This is a genomic window from Paenibacillus sp. MAH-35 (genome assembly GCF_058135425.1).
Genome location: NZ_JBYUPU010000074.1, coordinates 1 through 18407, shown reverse-complemented (window position 1 = coordinate 18407; position 18407 = coordinate 1). Strand labels below are relative to the sequence as shown.

Here is an 18407-nt window from a genome sequence, read left to right as displayed (position 1 = left end):
TTTTTGTGTTTGGGAAGTTAATTTGGAACAAATTGAAGTGTGGAATACGTTTTTTAATAAACAAAAACAATGCATTGACAGCGCTTTCTATATATCATTATAATCATGATGTGAACTAATTACGAGTTTTTAACTATTAATTCATATCAATATGAATTTAGATGTGAATTAGTTGGAGGGTGCTAAGGATGAAACGATTATTTACGGCTGTATGTTTGTTGGGAACGGTTGCATTAACCGCTTGCGGAGGGGGGAAGGAGGACGGCCAGCCGGAGAAGCAGGCGAAGGAAGCCCCGGAACCGTTCACGATGACGATTTATGCGGCGGGAGTCAGGCCGGAAGAGTTTGATTCCAGATTTCGCAAGGCGCTGGAGAGCAAGTTCCCGCATATTACTTTCAGGTTTAGAACGAGTGACAAAGGCTCCTCGATTCAAGAGCTCGTCGCCCAAGGCGACATTCCCGACCTGATCCGAACCGATATTCCTTCATTGAAAACGTCCTATATCGACCTCGGTCTGGCTTACGACTTGCGGGAGCAGTTGAACATCCACAACTATTCGACAAGCCGGTTCAATCCGGTGTTCGTGCAGGAAATCGTCGATGTAGTCAAGACCGGAGAGCTGTACGGCCTACCCGTTCCGCCTTATTTTCCCCAAGTGCTGTATTACAACAAAGATTTGTTCGACAAGTTCGGCCAACCTTACCTGAAAGACGGAATGAGATGGGACGAGGTTTACGAATTAGCCAAAAAGCTGACGAGGGTAGACGGGGATCGGATCTATCGGGGGTTTAGCGCGGGGACGATCGCACTGCTGAGAGACAACCCGTATTCGCAGCCGATTCTCGACCCGAAGGCGGACCGCTTAGCCAATCCGGACATGTGGAAAACGTTGTTTGAAAATCTGAAGCGGTTTTACGATATTCCAAACAATACGATCGCCAAGACGGCGGTCGAGGAGGGGGCGGTATTCGGTCAAGGCCGGGTTGCGATGCAGGTGAACCAGTACAGCATCTATGTCAATTTGCCGCCTGAGCTCAATTGGGACATCGTATCCGCTCCTACGATGGACGGAGCCCCGAAGCTGATGCCGCAGCGCGGCCCGGCCTACTGGTCGATTACGAAGCAGAGCAAGTATAAGAGCGAAGCGTTCCAGGCGATCATGACGATGCTGTCGGAGGAAGTCCAGATGCAGGACTCGCGCGGCGGTATCCCGACTACGCTGGCGAGCAAAGAGATCGCAGCCAACCTTGGGAAAGACCATCCGGTGTACAGCAAGAAAAATACGGGGGCGGTCAACTACTATGCGCCGATTCCCCCGACGGCAAAGCGCGAGGCCGGGCTGGCCGACGTCCCTCTGGGCACCCAGCAAAATCTGGTCGCAAACACATTTCAGAAAGTCGCAACAGGCGAGATGGACATCAACACAGCCCTTAACGATATAAGCGAGAAGCTGAGGAAAGAAGTCGAGAAAGAAAAAAGCAAATAGGTGCACCCGGGTTCAGTCCTTAATATAAATACGGGAGGCGGTACAATGCGGTTGAAATGGTTCAATTGGCTAGCTCTTGCGGCAGTATTCTTTATGGTGTCTCCGGCGATGCCGGCACGTGCGGACTCGTCCGAATTGCGGGGAGGCAAGGAATTCGGCGCGATTGGCGAGTATGTCCGGCAAGTTGTGCAGCAGGCTGTGTACGGGATCGATCCGAATCCGATGCGGATTTATTCGGTCCAGGATTACGGCGCCATAGGCGACGGAGTCGCGGATGATACGGCTGCGGTTCAGGCGGCGATCGATGCGGCGGGTGAAGCGGGCGGCGGTGTCGTCTTCCTGCCCCCGGGAACCTATAGCGTCTCTCGGACTTCGCCGGCCCGGAATTATAATTACAGCCTTTTGATCAAGGAAAGCAATGTGACGATCGAAGGTTCGGGCATGGGCGTATCGATTCTTAAGATGGCGGACGGCCAGAACGGCACGATCCTGCGCACCGTCATCAATAATTCCAGCATCGACGGCCCGCTGGCCAAGGCGCTCAGCCATATCCGGATCGCCAATCTGACCATCGACGGCAACTGGAACAATGTGACGTGGGCCGGGCCGACCGGTATGGAGAGCAGCGGGATTTATGATCAGAACGGCCTGACGCTGTCGACCACCTCGAACTCGAAGGTCGAGAACGTCCATGTGAAGCATATCGGCCAGGATGGGATTTCCGGCGGCTCGAACCGGAATTTGACGATCGTGAACAGCATCGTCGAGTATACCGGGAAAAACAATATCGCGATGTTCCAGTCCACGGGAGTGAAAATCGTCAACAATACGCTACGAAACGCCAACGATTCCCCGGACGGAGGCGTCAGCAAGCCTTACTACAATACGTCCACAGCCAAATATTCCAGTATCGCTTTCGCCTATTCGCCGGTAGTCACCTTTACAGGCACTACGAGAAATTTCAGTCTCGCCGTCGGCAACAAGATCGAAACGTCCACGGGGCGCGGAATTAGTGCGGACTATCAGGCAAATAACCTGCTTATAGAAGGCAATATTATCGAAAGTACATCCGGACGCAATCTGATCGGCTTGCAAATGCCGAACAATGTATCGCCGCTTCCGTCCAGCTATTTGATCGCCAACAACATCTTAAGCAGCAATGCGCCGTCGCCTGGAGGCACACGTACGATCAGCGCCGTGAATTTGCAAGATTTGCTCGTTACCGGCAACGTGATCCAGGGAGGCGGTCTCGGCATCGTGCTGGACCATGTCGCGAATTCGACGATCGAGGGCAACATCATTGGCGGAATCGGCAATGCAAGCGCCGCATTTGCGGGAATCAACATCCGGGCAAGCGAAGGCATTACGATTAACTCGAACGATCTGCAAAACTCTACGGTCAAATTTACGGTTAATCCTTCGGCCAATATCCGAATGCTGCATAATCAGTTTGGCGCTCCGCCAACGGGACTGACCATGCTGACGGACTTCTCGTCCTTTAATAATCAGGGTTACGATCCGTATGCCGCTCCGTTGACGGCCTCCTTCGCTTGGAACGCCATTACGGTCCCGGCCGGAGGTTACGCGGAATATGATGTGACGGTGCAGGGTGCGCTGCCCGGACAGTTTGCGCTGGCCGGAAGCAATACGAGTACGGGAAGTCTCGGGGTCAGCGCGATGGTTGTCGGTCCGGAGCTCGTCCGGGTCGTGCTGACCAACCTGACGGGCTCCGCCGTAAGCTTGCCTGCGGGCAACTGGCGGGTGCAGGTGATGCGGTAGATGGGACGCCGTTGTACGGTGAAGGTGCCATCGGCAGCGGCAACCTAATCGGGGGACGGACGGCGAGGGTTGATATACCATATAATGGAAGTGTAACCGAGCAGGTTCCTTTGCACCGGATTGGACTGTCTACCTGGCATGGGTTGGATAAAGGCAGGGGGCTAAAGTTTGAATGTCAAACAATAGGGGTAATACATCCTTGTACACCCATCCAACCCATGAATAGGAGTGGTAACCATGAACCAAGACGTTATCAAAGGCAACTGGAAGCAGCTGAAAGGCGAAGCTCAGAAGCAGTGGGGTAAATTGACCAACGACGACCTCGACGTCATCAATGGCGAGAAGGAGAAGTTCGTGGGCAAGCTGCAGGAGCGTTACGGCTACGCCAAGGACAAGGCGCAGGAAGAATACGATCACTGGTGTTCAAGACAAAAGGGTTGATCCCGGGCTCTGTGGAATCGAGCCGATGCGGATCTGTTATAGCGGCAAGACAAAGAGCCGGGTGAACTACTGCCCGGTTCTTATCTATTTGGCGGAGAGGAGGGGGGACGCCGCCGAGGCTGGTTTGTACATTTCCATACACTTACAGTGGGCATGAATGATGCCAAGGGTGAAGCTGTGTAAGGTAGAAGGTAAGCGGCGTAAGGTAAACGAGGTAAGGCGGCGTCCGCTATGGCAGCGCCTTGAATCCTCGCCGACAATAAGAGTCTTTCGTATACGCTAAATCCGGCCCATTAACGAGAAAAATGTGAATAAGAGCTTCTTGAGACGCTTATTTTCAGCCTATCTGCAAGATCATCCTAATTTCCCCCAAATAACAGCCTCAAACATCCGCTATTTGGTGGAATCGGCCACTTTTTCCGAAAATAAGAGGTGCACAAGAGACTGTCGATTCATTGTGTAGAAGTGTTAGCAGGCCGTTCCAAGTGAAAAGTTACCTTCTTCTGCTCAGACAGGTTGTCCTGAATCCCTTGATTGAATAAGGATTGTAAGGTAGGGGATTCCAGACAAAACTCGCCAGAAGGTAATCTTTTCCCTTTCCACTTGGTTGTCCACATTGAATCGACAGCCTCGCACAAGACCGCTATTTCATTTTCCGGCGAGCGAGCAAACTCCTCAAGCCTGCAACCGGTTCCGCCTCTGACGCTACATTCCCCTCGCCTTCCGCATCTCCGGCAGCCTGCCGTACGTCAGAAGCCGCCAGCACCATTCCAGCGGTCCCATCCGAAACCAGGAAAGCCACAGCATGCTGAACGCCATCTGCACCGTGTACATGCCGATACATACTAAAGTGGTTTGCACGACGCCCAGATTGCCGCTCCACCCGAACAAGCTCCCGGCCATAAGCAGCAGTACCGTTTGCCCCAAATAGTTGGTTAAAGCCATCCGCCCGTATGCCTGGAGCGGTTTCAACCAGCGGCGGACCCGCTCGCTCTGAAGAGCGCGGATCAGCGTCGTGACGTAAAACGCCGCCATAACCAGTCCCGTCATCGTCTGAATAAACGTATAGTCGGCGAGCTGGCTCATGAGGGAAACGCGAGCTCCTTCGTCAACGATCGCCATTCCCGGCTGATTCGGCATCCATAAGAGCTGAAGGACGAGTCCGATTGCGGAGAGCGCGCCGGTAATGTACTGAATGCTCCGGGTTCCCGGCCAATGCTGCCGGATCTGGACAAACACGCCGTATTGCCCGACCGCCAAGCCCAGCAGGAACAGCGGCAGGACGAGCAGCAGCTTGCCTCCGTAATAAGCAGCAGGAACGAGCAGGACAAGCGCAAGCGTCATGTTAACCGCCGGCCTCAGCTTCTGAAAAGGCAGCAGCACAAATCCGAACACCGCATAAGGCAGCAACGCCTCGCCCGGATGAAACGGCTGGTGCACGATGCCCATGACGAGCAGCACCAGCAGGCGGCGTATGAACAGTACGTTGCCTCTTACCCCTTTGTCCTGAGCTCTGGACAAAAAAATATAAAACCCGATGCCAAACAAAAATGAAAAGATCGCGTAAAACCGGCCTTCCACGGTGAGATTCAGAAATACAAACCAATAGCGGTCGGCACTGCCGGGAGCGCCGGAGCCGACCTTGAACAGCGTCAGAACATTAACAAGCGCGATGCCGATCAAGGCAAAACCGCGCAAATAATCGAGAGTATCGATCCGCTCCCCGTTGTAGGCGCCCGTCGTTGTACGCATGCGGTACACTCCTTTTTAACACATGAATATCTAACGCGGTTAATTATAGCGAATCGCAAGGAGGGCCGCCATCGATCCGGTGACAAGTCGGGTTACGATATTGTAATGATGTAGCGCGAAAGGATCATTCGGGACGAGGAAAACGACAGAGGAGCATGGTCATGGAGCCAGGAGCGGTTCCTGGAGCCATTGCGCCGGGCAGCAGCCTTGAGCCTTGGCTTGTGCAGTCAAGTCAGAAAAGCTTTAAACGAAGTCATTCCCACGAAGCCTTAACATTAAAAAGCCCAGGGGCCAAGCCCCCGGGCCTCTTCCATATATAGCTTACTTCGCTTCTTTAATCAGCTGGCGAAGTACCGTTTGCAGGATACCGCCGTTGCGATAGTAGTCGACGTCAACCATGCTGTCCAGACGGACGATGGCGTCGAACTCGAACGTGGTGCCGTCTTCGCGGGTTGCTTGAACGCGGACGGTTTGGCCCGGCTGTACGCCGTTGTCGAGGCCGATGATATCGAACGTTTCGCGGCCGGTGATGCCGAGTGTTTTCCAGCCCATGCCTTCCGGGAACTGCAGAGGCAGAACGCCCATGCCCACCAGGTTGGAACGGTGAATCCGCTCGAAGCTTTCCGCGATAACCGCTTTGACGCCCAGCAGGAACGTACCTTTAGCCGCCCAGTCGCGGGAGCTTCCGGTTCCGTACTCTTTGCCGGCGATGACGACGAGGTTCGTGTTCTCGCCTTGGTACAGCATCGACGCGTCATAGATGGACATTACTTCATCGCTTGGCAAGTAAGTCGTTACGCCGCCCTCGGTGCCTGGAGCCACTTGGTTGCGGATCCGGATGTTGGCGAACGTACCGCGCATCATTACTTCATGGTTGCCGCGACGGGAGCCGTACGAGTTGAAGTCCGCCTTCTGTACGCCATGCTCGAGCAAATATTTGCCCGCAGGGCTGTCGGTCTTGATGTTGCCGGCCGGGGAGATATGGTCGGTCGTAACCGAATCGCCCATAAGCGCAAGCGTCTTGGCGCTGCGGATCTCGCCGATGTCGCCCACTTGCTCGCCCAGGTCCATAAAGAACGGAGGCTCCTGAATGTACGTCGAGCTTGTATCCCACTCGTACAATTCGCCTTGCGGCACTGGGATTTGGTTCCAACGCTCGTTTTGCGTGAAGACGTTGCGGTACTTGTCGCGGAACATCTCCGGCGTAAGAGCGGTACCGATAGCCGCTTTGATCTCATCGTTAGTCGGCCAGATATCTTTCAGATAAACCGGCTTGTCTTCGCTGTCGTAGCCGATCGGATCGTTTGCCAGGTCGATATTGACTGTACCGGCAAGCGCGTAAGCGACGACGAGCGGAGGAGAAGCCAGGTAGTTTGCTTTGACTTGAGCATGAACGCGTCCTTCGAAGTTCCGGTTACCGGACAATACGGCGGCTACCGTCAAGTCGTTGTCGGCGATCGCTTGGCTCACTTCGTCCGGCAGCGGACCGCTGTTCCCGATACAAGTCGCGCAGCCGTAACCTGCCACGTGGAAGCCGAGCGCTTCGAGCGGCTCGATCAGGCCTGCTTTTTGCAAATATTCGGTAACGACGAGGGAACCCGGAGTCAAGCTGCTTTTCACGTAAGCCGGCTTTTTGAGCCCGCGCTCCACCGCTTTTTTGGCGACGAGACCGGCGCCCAGCATAACGCTTGGGTTCGACGTGTTCGTACAGCTCGTGATCGCCGCGATAACGACAGCGCCTGTTCCGAGCTTCGTCGTTTCGCCGTTCGGGTGTTTCACTTCGGCGGATTGCTCGATTTTCTCCTCGCTCAGCCCGTAACCGCCTTTTTCGATCGGCGTACGGATGATCGAGTTGAACGCTTCTTTCATTTGCGTCAATTCGACGCGGTCTTGAGGACGCTTCGGACCGGCTAAGCTCGGTACGATCGTGGACAGATCGAGCTCGATCGTGTCGGAGAATACCGGATCCGGCGTGTCGTCCGTACGGAACATGCCTTGCTCTTTATAGTAGGCTTCGACGAGGGCGATCTGATCCTCTTCGCGGCCGGTGCTGCGCATATAGTTCAGCGTCTCGCTGTCGACCGGGAAGAAGCCGACGGTAGCGCCGTATTCCGGAGCCATGTTCGCCACAGTAGCGCGGTCTGCAAGGCTGATATTGCTGAGGCCGGAGCCGTAGAACTCGACGAATTTGCCGACAACGCCTTTTTTACGGAGAATTTGCGTAACCGTCAGGGCCAGGTCAGTCGCCGTAGCGCCTTCCGCCAAGCTTCCGGTCAGCTTGAAGCCGATAACCTCAGGAGTTACGAAGTAGAGCGGTTGTCCGAGCATGCCGGCTTCCGCTTCAATACCGCCAACGCCCCAGCCCACTACGCCGAGACCGTTGATCATCGTCGTATGGGAGTCCGTACCGACGAGGGAGTCCGGATATACTTCGGTTTCGCCGTCAACCGTCTTCGTTGCCGCTACGGATGCCAGATACTCCAGGTTGACCTGATGAACGATACCGGTAGCCGGAGGAACGGCGCGGAAGTTGTCGAACGCCGTTTGCGCCCAACGGAGGAAACGGTAACGCTCCTCGTTGCGCTCGAATTCGACTTTCATGTTATATTCCAATGCGTCCTTGGTGCCGAATGCGTCAACCATGACCGAGTGGTCGATAACGAGATCAACCGGAACGAGCGGGTTAATGCGCTTAGGATCTCCGCCGGAACGTTTCATCGTCGCGCGCATAGCTGCGAGGTCAACGACAACCGGTACGCCGGTGAAGTCTTGAAGCACGATCCGTGCAGGAATGAACGGAATTTCTTTATTATCGTCGCGGCCTTCGGCCCAGCTGGCGATTTGCTTGACGTGCTCGTTCGTAATCGCACGGCCGTCGAACTGGCGGACAGCTGCTTCAAGAAGAACTTTAATGGAGAAAGGCAGACGGTCGATGCCGCTGAAGCCTTTGCCCTCCAGCGCTTTCAGGCTGTAGTAGTTATACGGCTTGCCGCCGACGGCAAGCTGCGTCCGGACGCTGAAATGGTCCTTTCTGGACATGGATGATAGCCTCCTTTGTACTTGTAAGTAGCCGGATATTCGGCCTATCAGTTTCACCTTATGAAACCTGATTTCAAAATTGCTATACCTTTAGTATACCGTCTCTTGCGGCAAGCGTAAAGCTCTTTTTTGTCCTGTTTCGCACTGAGAATCGTTGTCATTACGGGCTTTTGAACCCTTTTGACGGTTGTCCGTCCCCGGCGTCCGGCACATGTTTTGCCCGATGTGAACATACATATGAAAATAGCGCTTTGCCCAAGGAAACGAGGGACGATGATCGCCTGCATGTAGTTCCGACTATTAGGAGGAATCGCCATGTTCGCTAATTGGAAATCCGCCATCTACGAATATGCGCACCGCCGCAATCGGCTTGAGGTCGACGGCGATGCGGGACAGCTTGTGCCGATCGTCCGCGACGACAAATTCGTCCGCCGGCTGGAGCAGCGAATTCACCGCGTGCAGGCGAGCCGGGACGCCAGGGGAGTCGTCGCGCTGCGCAGCGAAGCGGGCATGAGAATGCGCGCGATCGACGATACCGAACGCCGGGCGGTCGTGGATCTGGAGCTGCGTCTTTGCACGGAATACGGGCAGGCCGGTCAGTCGCACCGCGAAGAACGGATGGACCGGGAGCGGATTCAGGTTGTGAAGCAAGGCAAGCAATGGATCATTACGAACGTGCAGCCGGACGAATCGGAGCGGCGCAGATCGCCGCAGCCGGAGCTTCCTTTTGCCGAAGCCGAACCGGAGAGAGAGAAGCAGGCCGGACTTCGCTCCGTTCCTTATTTGAATTACGGCGTATTGTCTTCGTTCGCCGCCCAGCCGTCCGTCCGGAACATCCCTTATGACCGCGCCAAGGCGCAGCGTTATGCCGAAACATGGTGGAATAAAGCCAATCCCGCCTACACGAGTTTCGAGGTGGATTGCACCAACTATGTCTCGCAATGCCTCGTTGCAGGGGGAGCCCCCATGAACTATACTGGAAAAAGGGAATCGGGATGGTGGTATCAAGGCATGGACGGCGGCCGCGAGCTGTGGAGCTACAGTTGGGCGGTTGCCCATAGTCTGAAATCGTTTTTGGCTTCCAGCAAGTCCGGATTGCGTTCGGAAATTGTTCACTCGCCGAGGCAGCTTACGATCGGCGATGTGATCTGCTACGACTGGGACGGCGACGGCCGGTTTCAGCATAATACGATCGTAACCGGCTTCGATGCGGCAGGGATGCCGCTCGTTAACGCGCATACGATCGACAGCCGCATGCGTTACTGGGACTACCGGGATTCCTATGCATGGACACCAAATACCCGTTACAGCTTTTTTCATATTGCGGACTATTTTTAATACCGTTAGCATGCAACAAAACACGACTTCATTATTCAACAAGACGGAGGTAGCCATGAATAGAAAAATTCGGGTCGGATTGGTATATGGCGGCAGATCGGGCGAACACGACGTGTCCCTGCAAACCGCGATGGCCGTTATCCGCGCTTTTGATCATACGCAATACGAAGTTCATCCTTTTTATATTACGAAGCACGGAGAGTGGAGGTCGGGGCCTGCCTTAACCGGACCTGTGGATCAATTGCAGCGGCTGCGGTTCGAGACGGGCGGTGAAGTACGGATCGCTGCGACGGATTCGGCCGCTTCCTCCGGAAGCTCGACAGCGCTGCAGCCTTTCTTCAGCAATTTGCAGCCGGCAGCCGGCGCATCCGGGACGGCCTCCGAACGTCAGCTGGATGTGGTGCTTCCGCTGCTCCACGGTACGTTCGGCGAGGACGGGACGGTTCAGGGCTTGCTGGAAATGGCGGGCATCCCGTATGTAGGGGCTGGCGTGCTGGCCTCGGCAGTGGGAATGGACAAAGTCATGATGAAGAAGCTGTTCGCCCAGGAAGGTCTGCCGCAGTGCGTATTCCGTCATTTCACGAGGACGCAGTGGGATAAGGATCAGCCGTTTTTCCTGATGGAAATCGAAGTATCCGTAGGGTATCCGTGCTTCGTCAAGCCCGCCAATCTCGGCTCCAGCGTAGGTGTCTCCAAGGCGCGCAACCGCGAAGAGCTGATTGCGGCGGTAACCGAAGCTTTCGAATACGACCGCAAAGTCATTGTCGAGGAGTTCGTGGAAGCCAGGGAGATTGAGGTCGGGGTACTGGGCAACGAGCAGCCGGAAGCTTCCGTTCCCGGAGAAATCGTATCGTCCAATGAATTTTACGACTACCGGGCCAAATATATTGACGGCAAGTCGGCCATGATTATACCTGCGGAGCTTTCCGAGGAGGTCGCAATGGATATTCGCGAGATGGCCGTGCGCGCGTTCCAGGCGATCGATGGCAGCGGGCTGGCGCGTGTCGACTTTTTCCTGCGCAAATCGGACGGGGCGGTTTTTATTAATGAGATTAATACGATGCCTGGCTTTACTCCGTTCAGCATGTATCCGTTATTATGGAAGGAAACCGGCAAGCCTTATGGCGAGCTGCTGAACGAACTGATCCGATTGGCGCTGGAGCGGCATGCTTCCAGACAAAGCATCCGTTATTCATTCGATCTGGACTGATAGTGCGAGTTCAAAAAGTCCAGTTTTCAGCACCGAGAAGATGGGATGAAGCTAGGAAATGAGGAGCGGAACGTAGTGGCAGCTACGAGAGTACCGGAAGTTCCGGCTGAATTCCATATTCGATGTCGAGTAGGCTTCCTGATTTGCTTCGTGATCAAAAGTGGACTTTTTGAACAACCTCTAATAGAGAAAGGAAGATGATGCAATGGGCTTTCAATCGGAATTCAACTCCGTCTGCAAGTTCAAGTCGGACCAGGAGCTGTACGAACTGCTGGAGTACGGCAGAGGGAAGATGGTTAAGAAAGGGTTCCGCGTCTACCCGACCGGGCAGAAGGTTATTGCTTACACGCCTAACAACGTAGCGGTGGCGATCGTGAAGATCGTCGTTTCGATTGCGGAAATCAATTTTCAGGGCGAAGAAGTAACCGAAGTGGAAATGGAGCTCGTGCGCAAGCTGACAGAGGAAGAGTCCCGCATTCAGACGTCGCTTGCCCACGAAATGTTTTTTGGCGACAGGCAGTAGAAGGAAGCGGCCGGGAACCAAACGTCAGTTGACCATGCAAACAGATTGCCCGCATAATCAGTCATCCGAGTGTGAAGAACCAACCTTAGGAGAGGCGGACTTTACAATGACGATCGAACTATGGCCGGAGGGCGCGCCATATCGGGCAGGAGAGACCGAGGAGGATTACCCTCGCCTGATTGCGTTTCCGGTTAGCGGCAGCAACAAACCTGTAGGATGTGTAATCGTATGCCCGGGCGGAGGGTATGCCCGCAGAGCGGATCATGAGGGAGAGCCGATCGCCAGATGGCTGAATTCGCTCGGCATCGCCGCGTTCGTGCTGCATTACCGGGTGGCTCCTTACCGCCATCCCGTGCAGCTCGGAGATTGCCGCAGAGCGATCCGCTGGGTGCGGAGCCACGCGGAGGAGTACGGCGTCGATCCGGACAAGATCGGGATTTTGGGCTTCTCGGCTGGCGGACATGCCGCCGCGATGGCAGGCGTCCATCACGAGCCGGGCGATCCCGGGGCGGCGGACCCGATCGAACGGGTCGGTTCCAGACCGGATGCGCTTGTGCTCTGTTATCCCGTAATCTCGTTTGTTCAATCCTATCATCAGGGATCGATGAACAATCTTCTTGGACCGGAGCCGTCTCAAGAGCTTCGCGAGCTGATGTCGGGTGAGCTTGCGGTCAACAGCGAGACGCCGCCTACGTTTTTGTGGCATACGGCGAATGATGGGGCCGTCCCGGTGGAGAACAGTCTGATGTTTGCCGCGTCTTTAAGCCGGCACAAGATCCCGTTCGATCTTCACGTCTACGAAAGCGGCCGTCACGGCCTCGGTCTGGCGGAGACGCACCCGGAAGCGTACGCATGGACGCTGGAATGCGCCAACTGGCTGCGGAAGCAGGGATTTGCTCCCGAAGCGGCTTCGGAGGCGTAGTTTACGAAGAAGAAGTTCGTCGATGTCGGGCCGGCTTGCTCGAGGGGCGGATTATGGTTTTCCTTCGTGAGGGCATCCTACTATAGAGGTTTCCATTTCTATATGAGGTGCCGATGGGAGGATTGCCGCTTGATCGTCAGACTCGGATATGTAGCGATGTCGACTATTGTCCAGAACGCTTCGCCGTCCAAAACGATGACTGCCACTTTTTTCAGGAAGCTTCCGGATCGTGAAGCGGCGATTCGCAAGTTGGAGCGGATTGCGGCCGAGAATTTGCATAACACGCTCAGGCTGCTCAGACATAACCGCGCTTTTGATATTCGGTTGTACCGCTTTTCGTCCAAGCTGATCCCTCTGATCGGACACGAGCTGCTCCAGGGCTGGGACCCGTTTCCGGCGCTGGAGGACGATTTCCGGGCAATCGGAGATTATGTCCGGGAGCATCATATGCGCGTCAGCTTCCATCCCGATCATTTTACGGTATTAAGTACGCCTAGGCCGGAGGTGCTGCGCAATTCGGTTGACGATCTGCGGCGGCATGTCCGGATGCTGGATGCCATGGGACTGGACGAACGGGCGATGTGCAACATCCATGTCGGAGGTACATACGGGGACCGGGTGCAAGCCCGCGACCGGTTCGTCAAGCAGTTTCAGGAGATGGACGGCTCGCTCAGGAGCCGCATCACGCTGGAGAATGACGACAAGACGTTCACGGCGGAGGAAACGCTGGACATCTGCGAAGCGGTAGGGACGCCGATGGTGCTCGATATCCACCACCACGACGTGAATCCCGGAGAACATACTGCCGGACAGCTGTGGCCGCGGATCACGAATACTTGGGCCACCCGGGCGCTGCCTCCCAAGATCCACATGTCCAGCCCCAAAAGCTTGAAGGATGTCCGGGGTCATGCCGATTATGTAGAAGCGGACAAGCTGCTGGCCTTTCTGCGAATGGCGGCCGAGGCGGGTACGGAACGGCTTGATGTGATGCTGGAGGCCAAGATGAAGGATGCGGCTCTGCTCCGGCTGATGGAGGATATACGGAACAGAAGCGGGATTCGGATAACAGATCAGGCTTGTTTCGAGATCAGGGCTTGATCCGGATGGGAAAATAAGGTACGTTGATAGAGGAATTAACCGAGCTGTGACCATTTGTTCATTGTCGAGAGGGGAAACGAAACGATGAGTCAATTGCTGGCAGGTAAAAATATATTGGTCATGGGTGTCGCGAACGATCGCAGCATCGCCTGGGCGATCGCCCAATCGCTTTCCGCTCAAGGAGCGCGTCTTGCATTTACGTATGAGAGCGAGCGGGTAGAGGAGCGGGTCAGCAAGCTGGCCGCCACCATCCCGAATTCGATCGTGCTGCCGTGCAATGTAACCGTCGATTCGGAAATCGATACGCTTGCGGAGAAGCTGAAAGAGCATTTCGGCGTTCTTCACGGGTATGTGCACAGCATCGCCTTCGCACGGACCGAGGAACTGGAAGGACTGTTCGTCGACACGTCCCGTGACGGATTCGCGCTTGCGCACGATATCAGCGCCTACTCGCTGACGGCGGTAGCCAAGCGGATCTATCCGCTGATGACCGAAGGCGGAAGCATCATGACGATGACGTATCTCGGAGCCGAACGCGCGATGAAAAACTACAACGTCATGGGTGTCGCCAAGGCGGCGCTGGAAGCAAGCATCCGTTATCTCGCGAACGACCTCGGCCAATTCAACGTACGCGTCAATGGCATTTCGGCCGGACCGATCCGAACGCTTGCGGCCAAAGGCATCAAGGACTTCAATTCGATCCTGCGTCAAGTCGAGGAGAAAGCTCCGCTGCGCCGCACGACCGAGACGGCGGAAGTCGGAGACACCGCGATGTTCCTCATGAGCGACCTGTCCCGAGGCATCACCGGCGAAGTGATCCACGTCGACAACGGCTATCATATTATCGGAGTTTAAACGAATTACCAACAAAGCCATTCCAGGGGATTCTGCCCCCGGGATGGCTTTTCCTAATGTAGCGGCATCTAAGCGCTAGGCGACTCGCCCGGTAAGTGCTGCCCGGTTTCGGGTCCTTCAAAGACTTTATCAATTGGCCAGTCCTGAAAATGACGGGGGAAATACCTGTCTGCCATGTCAACGGGTTCCTCGGCTGCGCATTGGCCGCACTAATAATTCCGCGTCGTCGCATCCAGCCGTTCGGCGGATACGGCGGCCCGGTGCGTCGCTTCCTCCATCTGTTCGATGGCGTGGGCGAGCTGCTTCATTTCCTGCTTCGATTTGCTGATTTCAGACAGCCCGTTCTCGAGCGACTGCTCGATTTGAGCGAACGTTTCTTTCGTAGTATACGACTCGTGCCTCCCGGCCTCGACCTGCTGCTGCACGTCCTGAATCGAGTCGATCACCTGCTTCGTATATTCGTTCGACTGTTCGATCAGCTTGCTGATTTGACGCACCTCTTGCTGGGTATGGTCGGACAGCTTTTTGACCTCCTGGGCGACGACGGAAAAGCCCGCTCCGAATTCTCCGGCCCGCGCCGCTTCGATTGCCGCATTCAGCGACAACAGATTCGTTTGACTCGCTATGTCTTTTACGATCGTCACGATGCTGCCGATCTGCCGCGACGATTCCTTAAGCTGCATCACCGCCCGTTCCACCTGCAGCGAGCTTTGGCGGATCAGCTCGATGCGCGCCTGCAGCTCCGAAACTTTCTTCGCGCCGTCTTCCGCCAGACTCCTGGATTCGTTGGCCCGGTCCGTGCTGTGCGTGACCGATTCGTTCACTTGACTGCTTGCTGCGATCAGCTTGTGGGTCGAAGCGTACGTTTGCTCCGTAATAGAGGCCAGTTCTTCGCTAATTGTGCTGATCGAATGCTTCAATTCCTTCTTGATCCGCTCGTACTGGAGCTCCCGAAGCTCTACATTTTTTTTCTCGTAAGCCTCCAATACCAGCTGCTGCTCGAAGTTAAGCAGCTTGGTAATCGACTTTCCGACGGTTAAGCTGTCTTCTCCGTTACGAAGATAGGGTAAAAGGACAGTGAGAAGCGTATTCTGCAAGTTTTGAAAAGCGCCCATGTACCATTTGGGCGTAAGTCCGATCCGCTGATGAACCTCGGCGATCTTCAGCCGCTTTTGTACGAATTCGGCATCCAGCCTGCCGTCGAACATCTCGATCAGATGCTGGCGAAGCGTTTCCCTTAGCCGTTCGACTGTGCTGTGGCGCTCGATAATGTCTTTAAGCCCGTTAACGGCTATGACGGTCTTGTAGAAATCGTCCACGATCTCGTCGATATGTTCCATAATAAAAGGCTGAATGCTTTGCAGAAGCCGCAAATCTTCCTCGGTCAGCGCAATCATCCGAAGCTGGGCCGTTATTTGGGAGTCTGCGAATGCTTCCAGCTTGACGGTATCGTTTGCCGGTGATGTAGACGGGAGAGTTATGCGGGATGAATGCTGCGAATACTCTTTTTTTACAGACGGCTTCAAGAGTGAAGTCAAGGCATGGTACGGACACTTTTTCATACGGATGGCCCCTTCAAGAACAGAGTTACTTGATCCTCATAATTGTACACTATTTCGATAATAAGTTATACAATATTTATACAAAAATTATGCAACTAAAACCGGCTGAATCGCAAAACCGAAGAGCGGCCATTCTAAAAAAGATAAAAGCAGACAGTTACACCGCTCCGTACAATACATTTTCCGGAAGCCTCAGTTGACCCTCTGGGCGGAAAAAACCATTGTGACTAGATACTGTGTATATTGTAACTCAGATTACGCAACATTCTAAGAGCTTCTATTTAAAATTAATGTTATCCCTGAATCATTTCGGGTGCGCGAATTGTTATGGGAACGGGGACAAGCGATTGACGAAAGGTGACCGGATTGCTACATTAAGGAAATGAAATTGCTGCGGAGGGATTCGTATGACCGGTTTCCTGTTGCTGCTTCTGCTCGGCGTCGTGTCGGCGACGTTCGGAAGCATTGTTGGTTTGGGCGGGGGCATTATTATCGTGCCCGCGCTTCTATATATCGCACCGATTTTTCTGGAGCGCGACGTCTCGACGGCGACAGCGGTAGGGACCTCGCTGACGGTATTGATTTTTACCGCGCTGTCGTCCACGTTAACGTTTATGAAAGAAAATAAGGTGGACTTTCGAAGCGGATGGCTTTATTTCACGACGAGTGGACCGGCTGCGATGATCGGAGCTTCACTGACAGGCAACTTCGCGCCGCGCCCGTTCGAGCTGTCGTTTGGCTTCTTCATGCTATTCATGGCGCTGCTGCTTATGTTCCGCAATAAGATTAAGCCGGCGGCCATTGACTGGAGCATCAAGCGATCCTACACGGATCTGCAAGGGAACTCGTACGAATACGGTTATAATATCGCATTAGCGTTAACGGTCGGATTTGGCGTCGGCTTCATCTCGGGCTTGTTCGGCATCGGCGGCGGATCGCTGTTCGTGCCGGTTATGGTGCTGCTGTTCCGGTATCCGCCTCATGTGGCGACGGCCACGTCGATGTTCGTCATTTTCCTGTCGTCCATCCTCGGCAGCGTGACGCACGGGTTTCACGGCGAGATCGATGTGTACAGCACCTTGGCTCTCGCACCCGGAGCGTGGATCGGCGGCTGGCTGGGCGCCAGGATCGTGCGCAAGATGAGCGGCAACGCTTTGTTGTGGGTGCTACGCATCACACTGATCGTGCTGGCGCTCAAAATGATCTGGGGCTAGCGAGTAGGCGCGAAGTTGTACGATTCGCCGAACGATTTTGGGTGAATCTCCGAGGACAATCTAGCGAAATTATACTATACTTACTAGTATCGCAACGTATCGATAGAAATGAGTGATCTACCGTTGAGCAATGAACCAAAACCAACCTTTACAGTAGGCGGCAAAAGCTTCACCGCCGTTGCCATCAATACCGCTGCCAAGGCCGGCGAATGGATCAAGCTGAAGCTTGGCACGCATGAGAGGCTGGCGCTTAAGAGCACGCCGCACGATCTCGTCACCGAGGTGGACAAGGGTTCGGAGACGATGATCCGCAATTTGATCAAAACGCATTTTCCGCATCATACGATACTCGGGGAAGAAGGAGTGGCCCCGGGGGCCGACGCCTCCGCTAAAGCTCTCGAGACGATGAAGGATAACGAATATTTATGGATCGTCGATCCGATCGACGGCACGACTAACTATGTGCACGGCTTTCCGTTTTTCTCGGTATCGATCGCGCTGGCGCACCGGGGGGAAGTGATCGTCGGCGTCGTGTACGATCCGTGCGGGGACGAGCTGTTCGTCGCCGAGAAGGGCAAGGGCGCTTATCTGAAAGGGAAGCGGATGCAAGTATCGGGAGAAGCGAAGCTGTCCGATTCCTTGATCGCGACTGGATTCCCGGCAGACAGCGATTTTGCGCTTCCGCTTAACTTGAAAGGCGTTCAGGCGGTCGCCCCGAAAGCGAGAAACATCCGGGTGGCCGGCTCGGCGGCGCTTCATATGGCTTATGTAGCGGCCGGAAGATTAAGCGGCTTCTGGGAAATCGGGCTGAACAGTTGGGATATCGCCGCAGGCTCCCTGCTTGTCAGCGAAGCGGGCGGCCGGGTAACCGACACGTCCGGACAGCCGTACACGCTGGCGGTTCGCCACGTGCTCGCCACGAACGGGACGGTTCACGACGAGCTACGGACGACGTTGTCCGAGGCGGGCGCGACGGGGGCGTGACCGATCCTGGCCATCGCAATCTGCGAGTAAGTACCCATAAAGGCTGTCCTTCCAGTCGAACCGACTGGAGGGTGGTCTTTTGTGCGCTTGGCAGCGCAATCGACTAAGGAGTGAAAGTCTCCAGCACGCCGCGAGGTGGCGGAAGTGCATAGCTGACGCATAGTGCTCAGTCCGTGAGGATGGGTGCGGAGGTAGCGAAGGCA

General features: G+C 55.0%; 14 protein-coding genes. 11 read left to right on the top strand and 3 right to left on the bottom strand.

Annotated elements, in window-relative coordinates; all coding sequences use genetic code 11:
* Positions 1-188 precede the first annotated feature (188 nt).
* The 3 genes from AC3Y2E_RS33920 (at position 189) to AC3Y2E_RS33910 (ending at position 3707) form a co-directional block, all read left to right on the top strand.
* A complete protein-coding gene (locus AC3Y2E_RS33920; protein ID WP_379217749.1) occupies positions 189-1487 on the top strand; it encodes an ABC transporter substrate-binding protein in 1299 nt (432 codons plus the stop codon).
* 45 nt (positions 1488-1532) lie between these two features.
* Positions 1533-3266, top strand: coding sequence for a right-handed parallel beta-helix repeat-containing protein (locus AC3Y2E_RS33915; RefSeq protein WP_379217747.1), 1734 nt, complete (start codon positions 1533-1535; stop codon positions 3264-3266).
* Between the two features lie 237 nt (positions 3267-3503).
* Positions 3504-3707 carry a CsbD family protein gene (locus AC3Y2E_RS33910; RefSeq protein WP_379217745.1) on the top strand — a complete coding sequence of 68 codons (204 nt, stop codon included), beginning with the start codon at positions 3504-3506 and terminating at the stop codon, positions 3705-3707.
* Positions 3708-4412: 705 nt separating this feature from the next.
* Here AC3Y2E_RS33910 and AC3Y2E_RS33905 read toward each other — a convergent pair.
* Both AC3Y2E_RS33905 and acnA read right to left on the bottom strand, forming a co-directional pair.
* Positions 4413-5459: a DUF418 domain-containing protein gene (locus tag AC3Y2E_RS33905; RefSeq protein ID WP_379217743.1), complete on the bottom strand. Its 1047-nt coding sequence runs from the start codon at positions 5457-5459 to the stop codon at positions 4413-4415.
* A 321-nt stretch (positions 5460-5780) separates the two neighbouring features.
* Entirely contained in the window at positions 5781-8498 is a 2718-nt protein-coding gene (acnA, locus tag AC3Y2E_RS33900; protein WP_379217741.1) for an aconitate hydratase AcnA, read from the bottom strand.
* Positions 8499-8813: 315 nt separating this feature from the next.
* On the opposite strand from acnA, the gene AC3Y2E_RS33895 reads away from it, so the two are divergent.
* The 6 genes from AC3Y2E_RS33895 to fabI all read left to right on the top strand — a co-directional run bounded on the left by AC3Y2E_RS33895 (position 8814) and on the right by fabI (position 14444).
* Entirely contained in the window at positions 8814-9836 is a 1023-nt protein-coding gene (locus tag AC3Y2E_RS33895) for an amidase domain-containing protein (protein WP_379217738.1), read from the top strand.
* A 55-nt stretch (positions 9837-9891) separates the two neighbouring features.
* Positions 9892-11046, top strand: a complete 1155-nt coding sequence (locus AC3Y2E_RS33890) for a D-alanine--D-alanine ligase (protein ID WP_379217736.1) — start codon at positions 9892-9894, stop codon at positions 11044-11046.
* A gap of 205 nt (positions 11047-11251) precedes the next feature.
* Complete coding sequence (locus AC3Y2E_RS33885; protein WP_190931491.1) at positions 11252-11569, top strand: hypothetical protein; 318 nt, start codon at positions 11252-11254, stop codon at positions 11567-11569.
* Between the two features lie 106 nt (positions 11570-11675).
* Positions 11676-12491, top strand: a complete 816-nt coding sequence (locus tag AC3Y2E_RS33880) for an alpha/beta hydrolase (protein ID WP_379217733.1) — start codon at positions 11676-11678, stop codon at positions 12489-12491.
* Between the two features lie 129 nt (positions 12492-12620).
* Positions 12621-13589 carry a UV DNA damage repair endonuclease UvsE gene (gene uvsE, locus AC3Y2E_RS33875; protein WP_379217731.1) on the top strand — a complete coding sequence of 323 codons (969 nt, stop codon included), beginning with the start codon at positions 12621-12623 and terminating at the stop codon, positions 13587-13589.
* 84 nt (positions 13590-13673) lie between these two features.
* The gene (fabI, locus tag AC3Y2E_RS33870; RefSeq protein WP_379217729.1) at positions 13674-14444 is read left to right on the top strand and encodes an enoyl-ACP reductase FabI; all 771 of its coding nucleotides are present in this window, start codon (positions 13674-13676) and stop codon (positions 14442-14444) included.
* A 209-nt stretch (positions 14445-14653) separates the two neighbouring features.
* Here fabI and AC3Y2E_RS33865 read toward each other — a convergent pair whose 3' ends face one another.
* A complete protein-coding gene (locus tag AC3Y2E_RS33865; protein WP_332076092.1) occupies positions 14654-16006 on the bottom strand; it encodes a globin-coupled sensor protein in 1353 nt (450 codons plus the stop codon).
* Positions 16007-16413: 407 nt separating this feature from the next.
* On the opposite strand from AC3Y2E_RS33865, the gene AC3Y2E_RS33860 reads away from it, so the two are divergent.
* Complete coding sequence (locus AC3Y2E_RS33860; protein ID WP_379217726.1) at positions 16414-17220, top strand: sulfite exporter TauE/SafE family protein; 807 nt, start codon at positions 16414-16416, stop codon at positions 17218-17220.
* Between the two features lie 108 nt (positions 17221-17328).
* The gene (locus tag AC3Y2E_RS33855) at positions 17329-18204 is read left to right on the top strand and encodes an inositol monophosphatase family protein (RefSeq protein ID WP_379217724.1); all 876 of its coding nucleotides are present in this window, start codon (positions 17329-17331) and stop codon (positions 18202-18204) included.
* Positions 18205-18407: the final 203 nt, after the last annotated feature.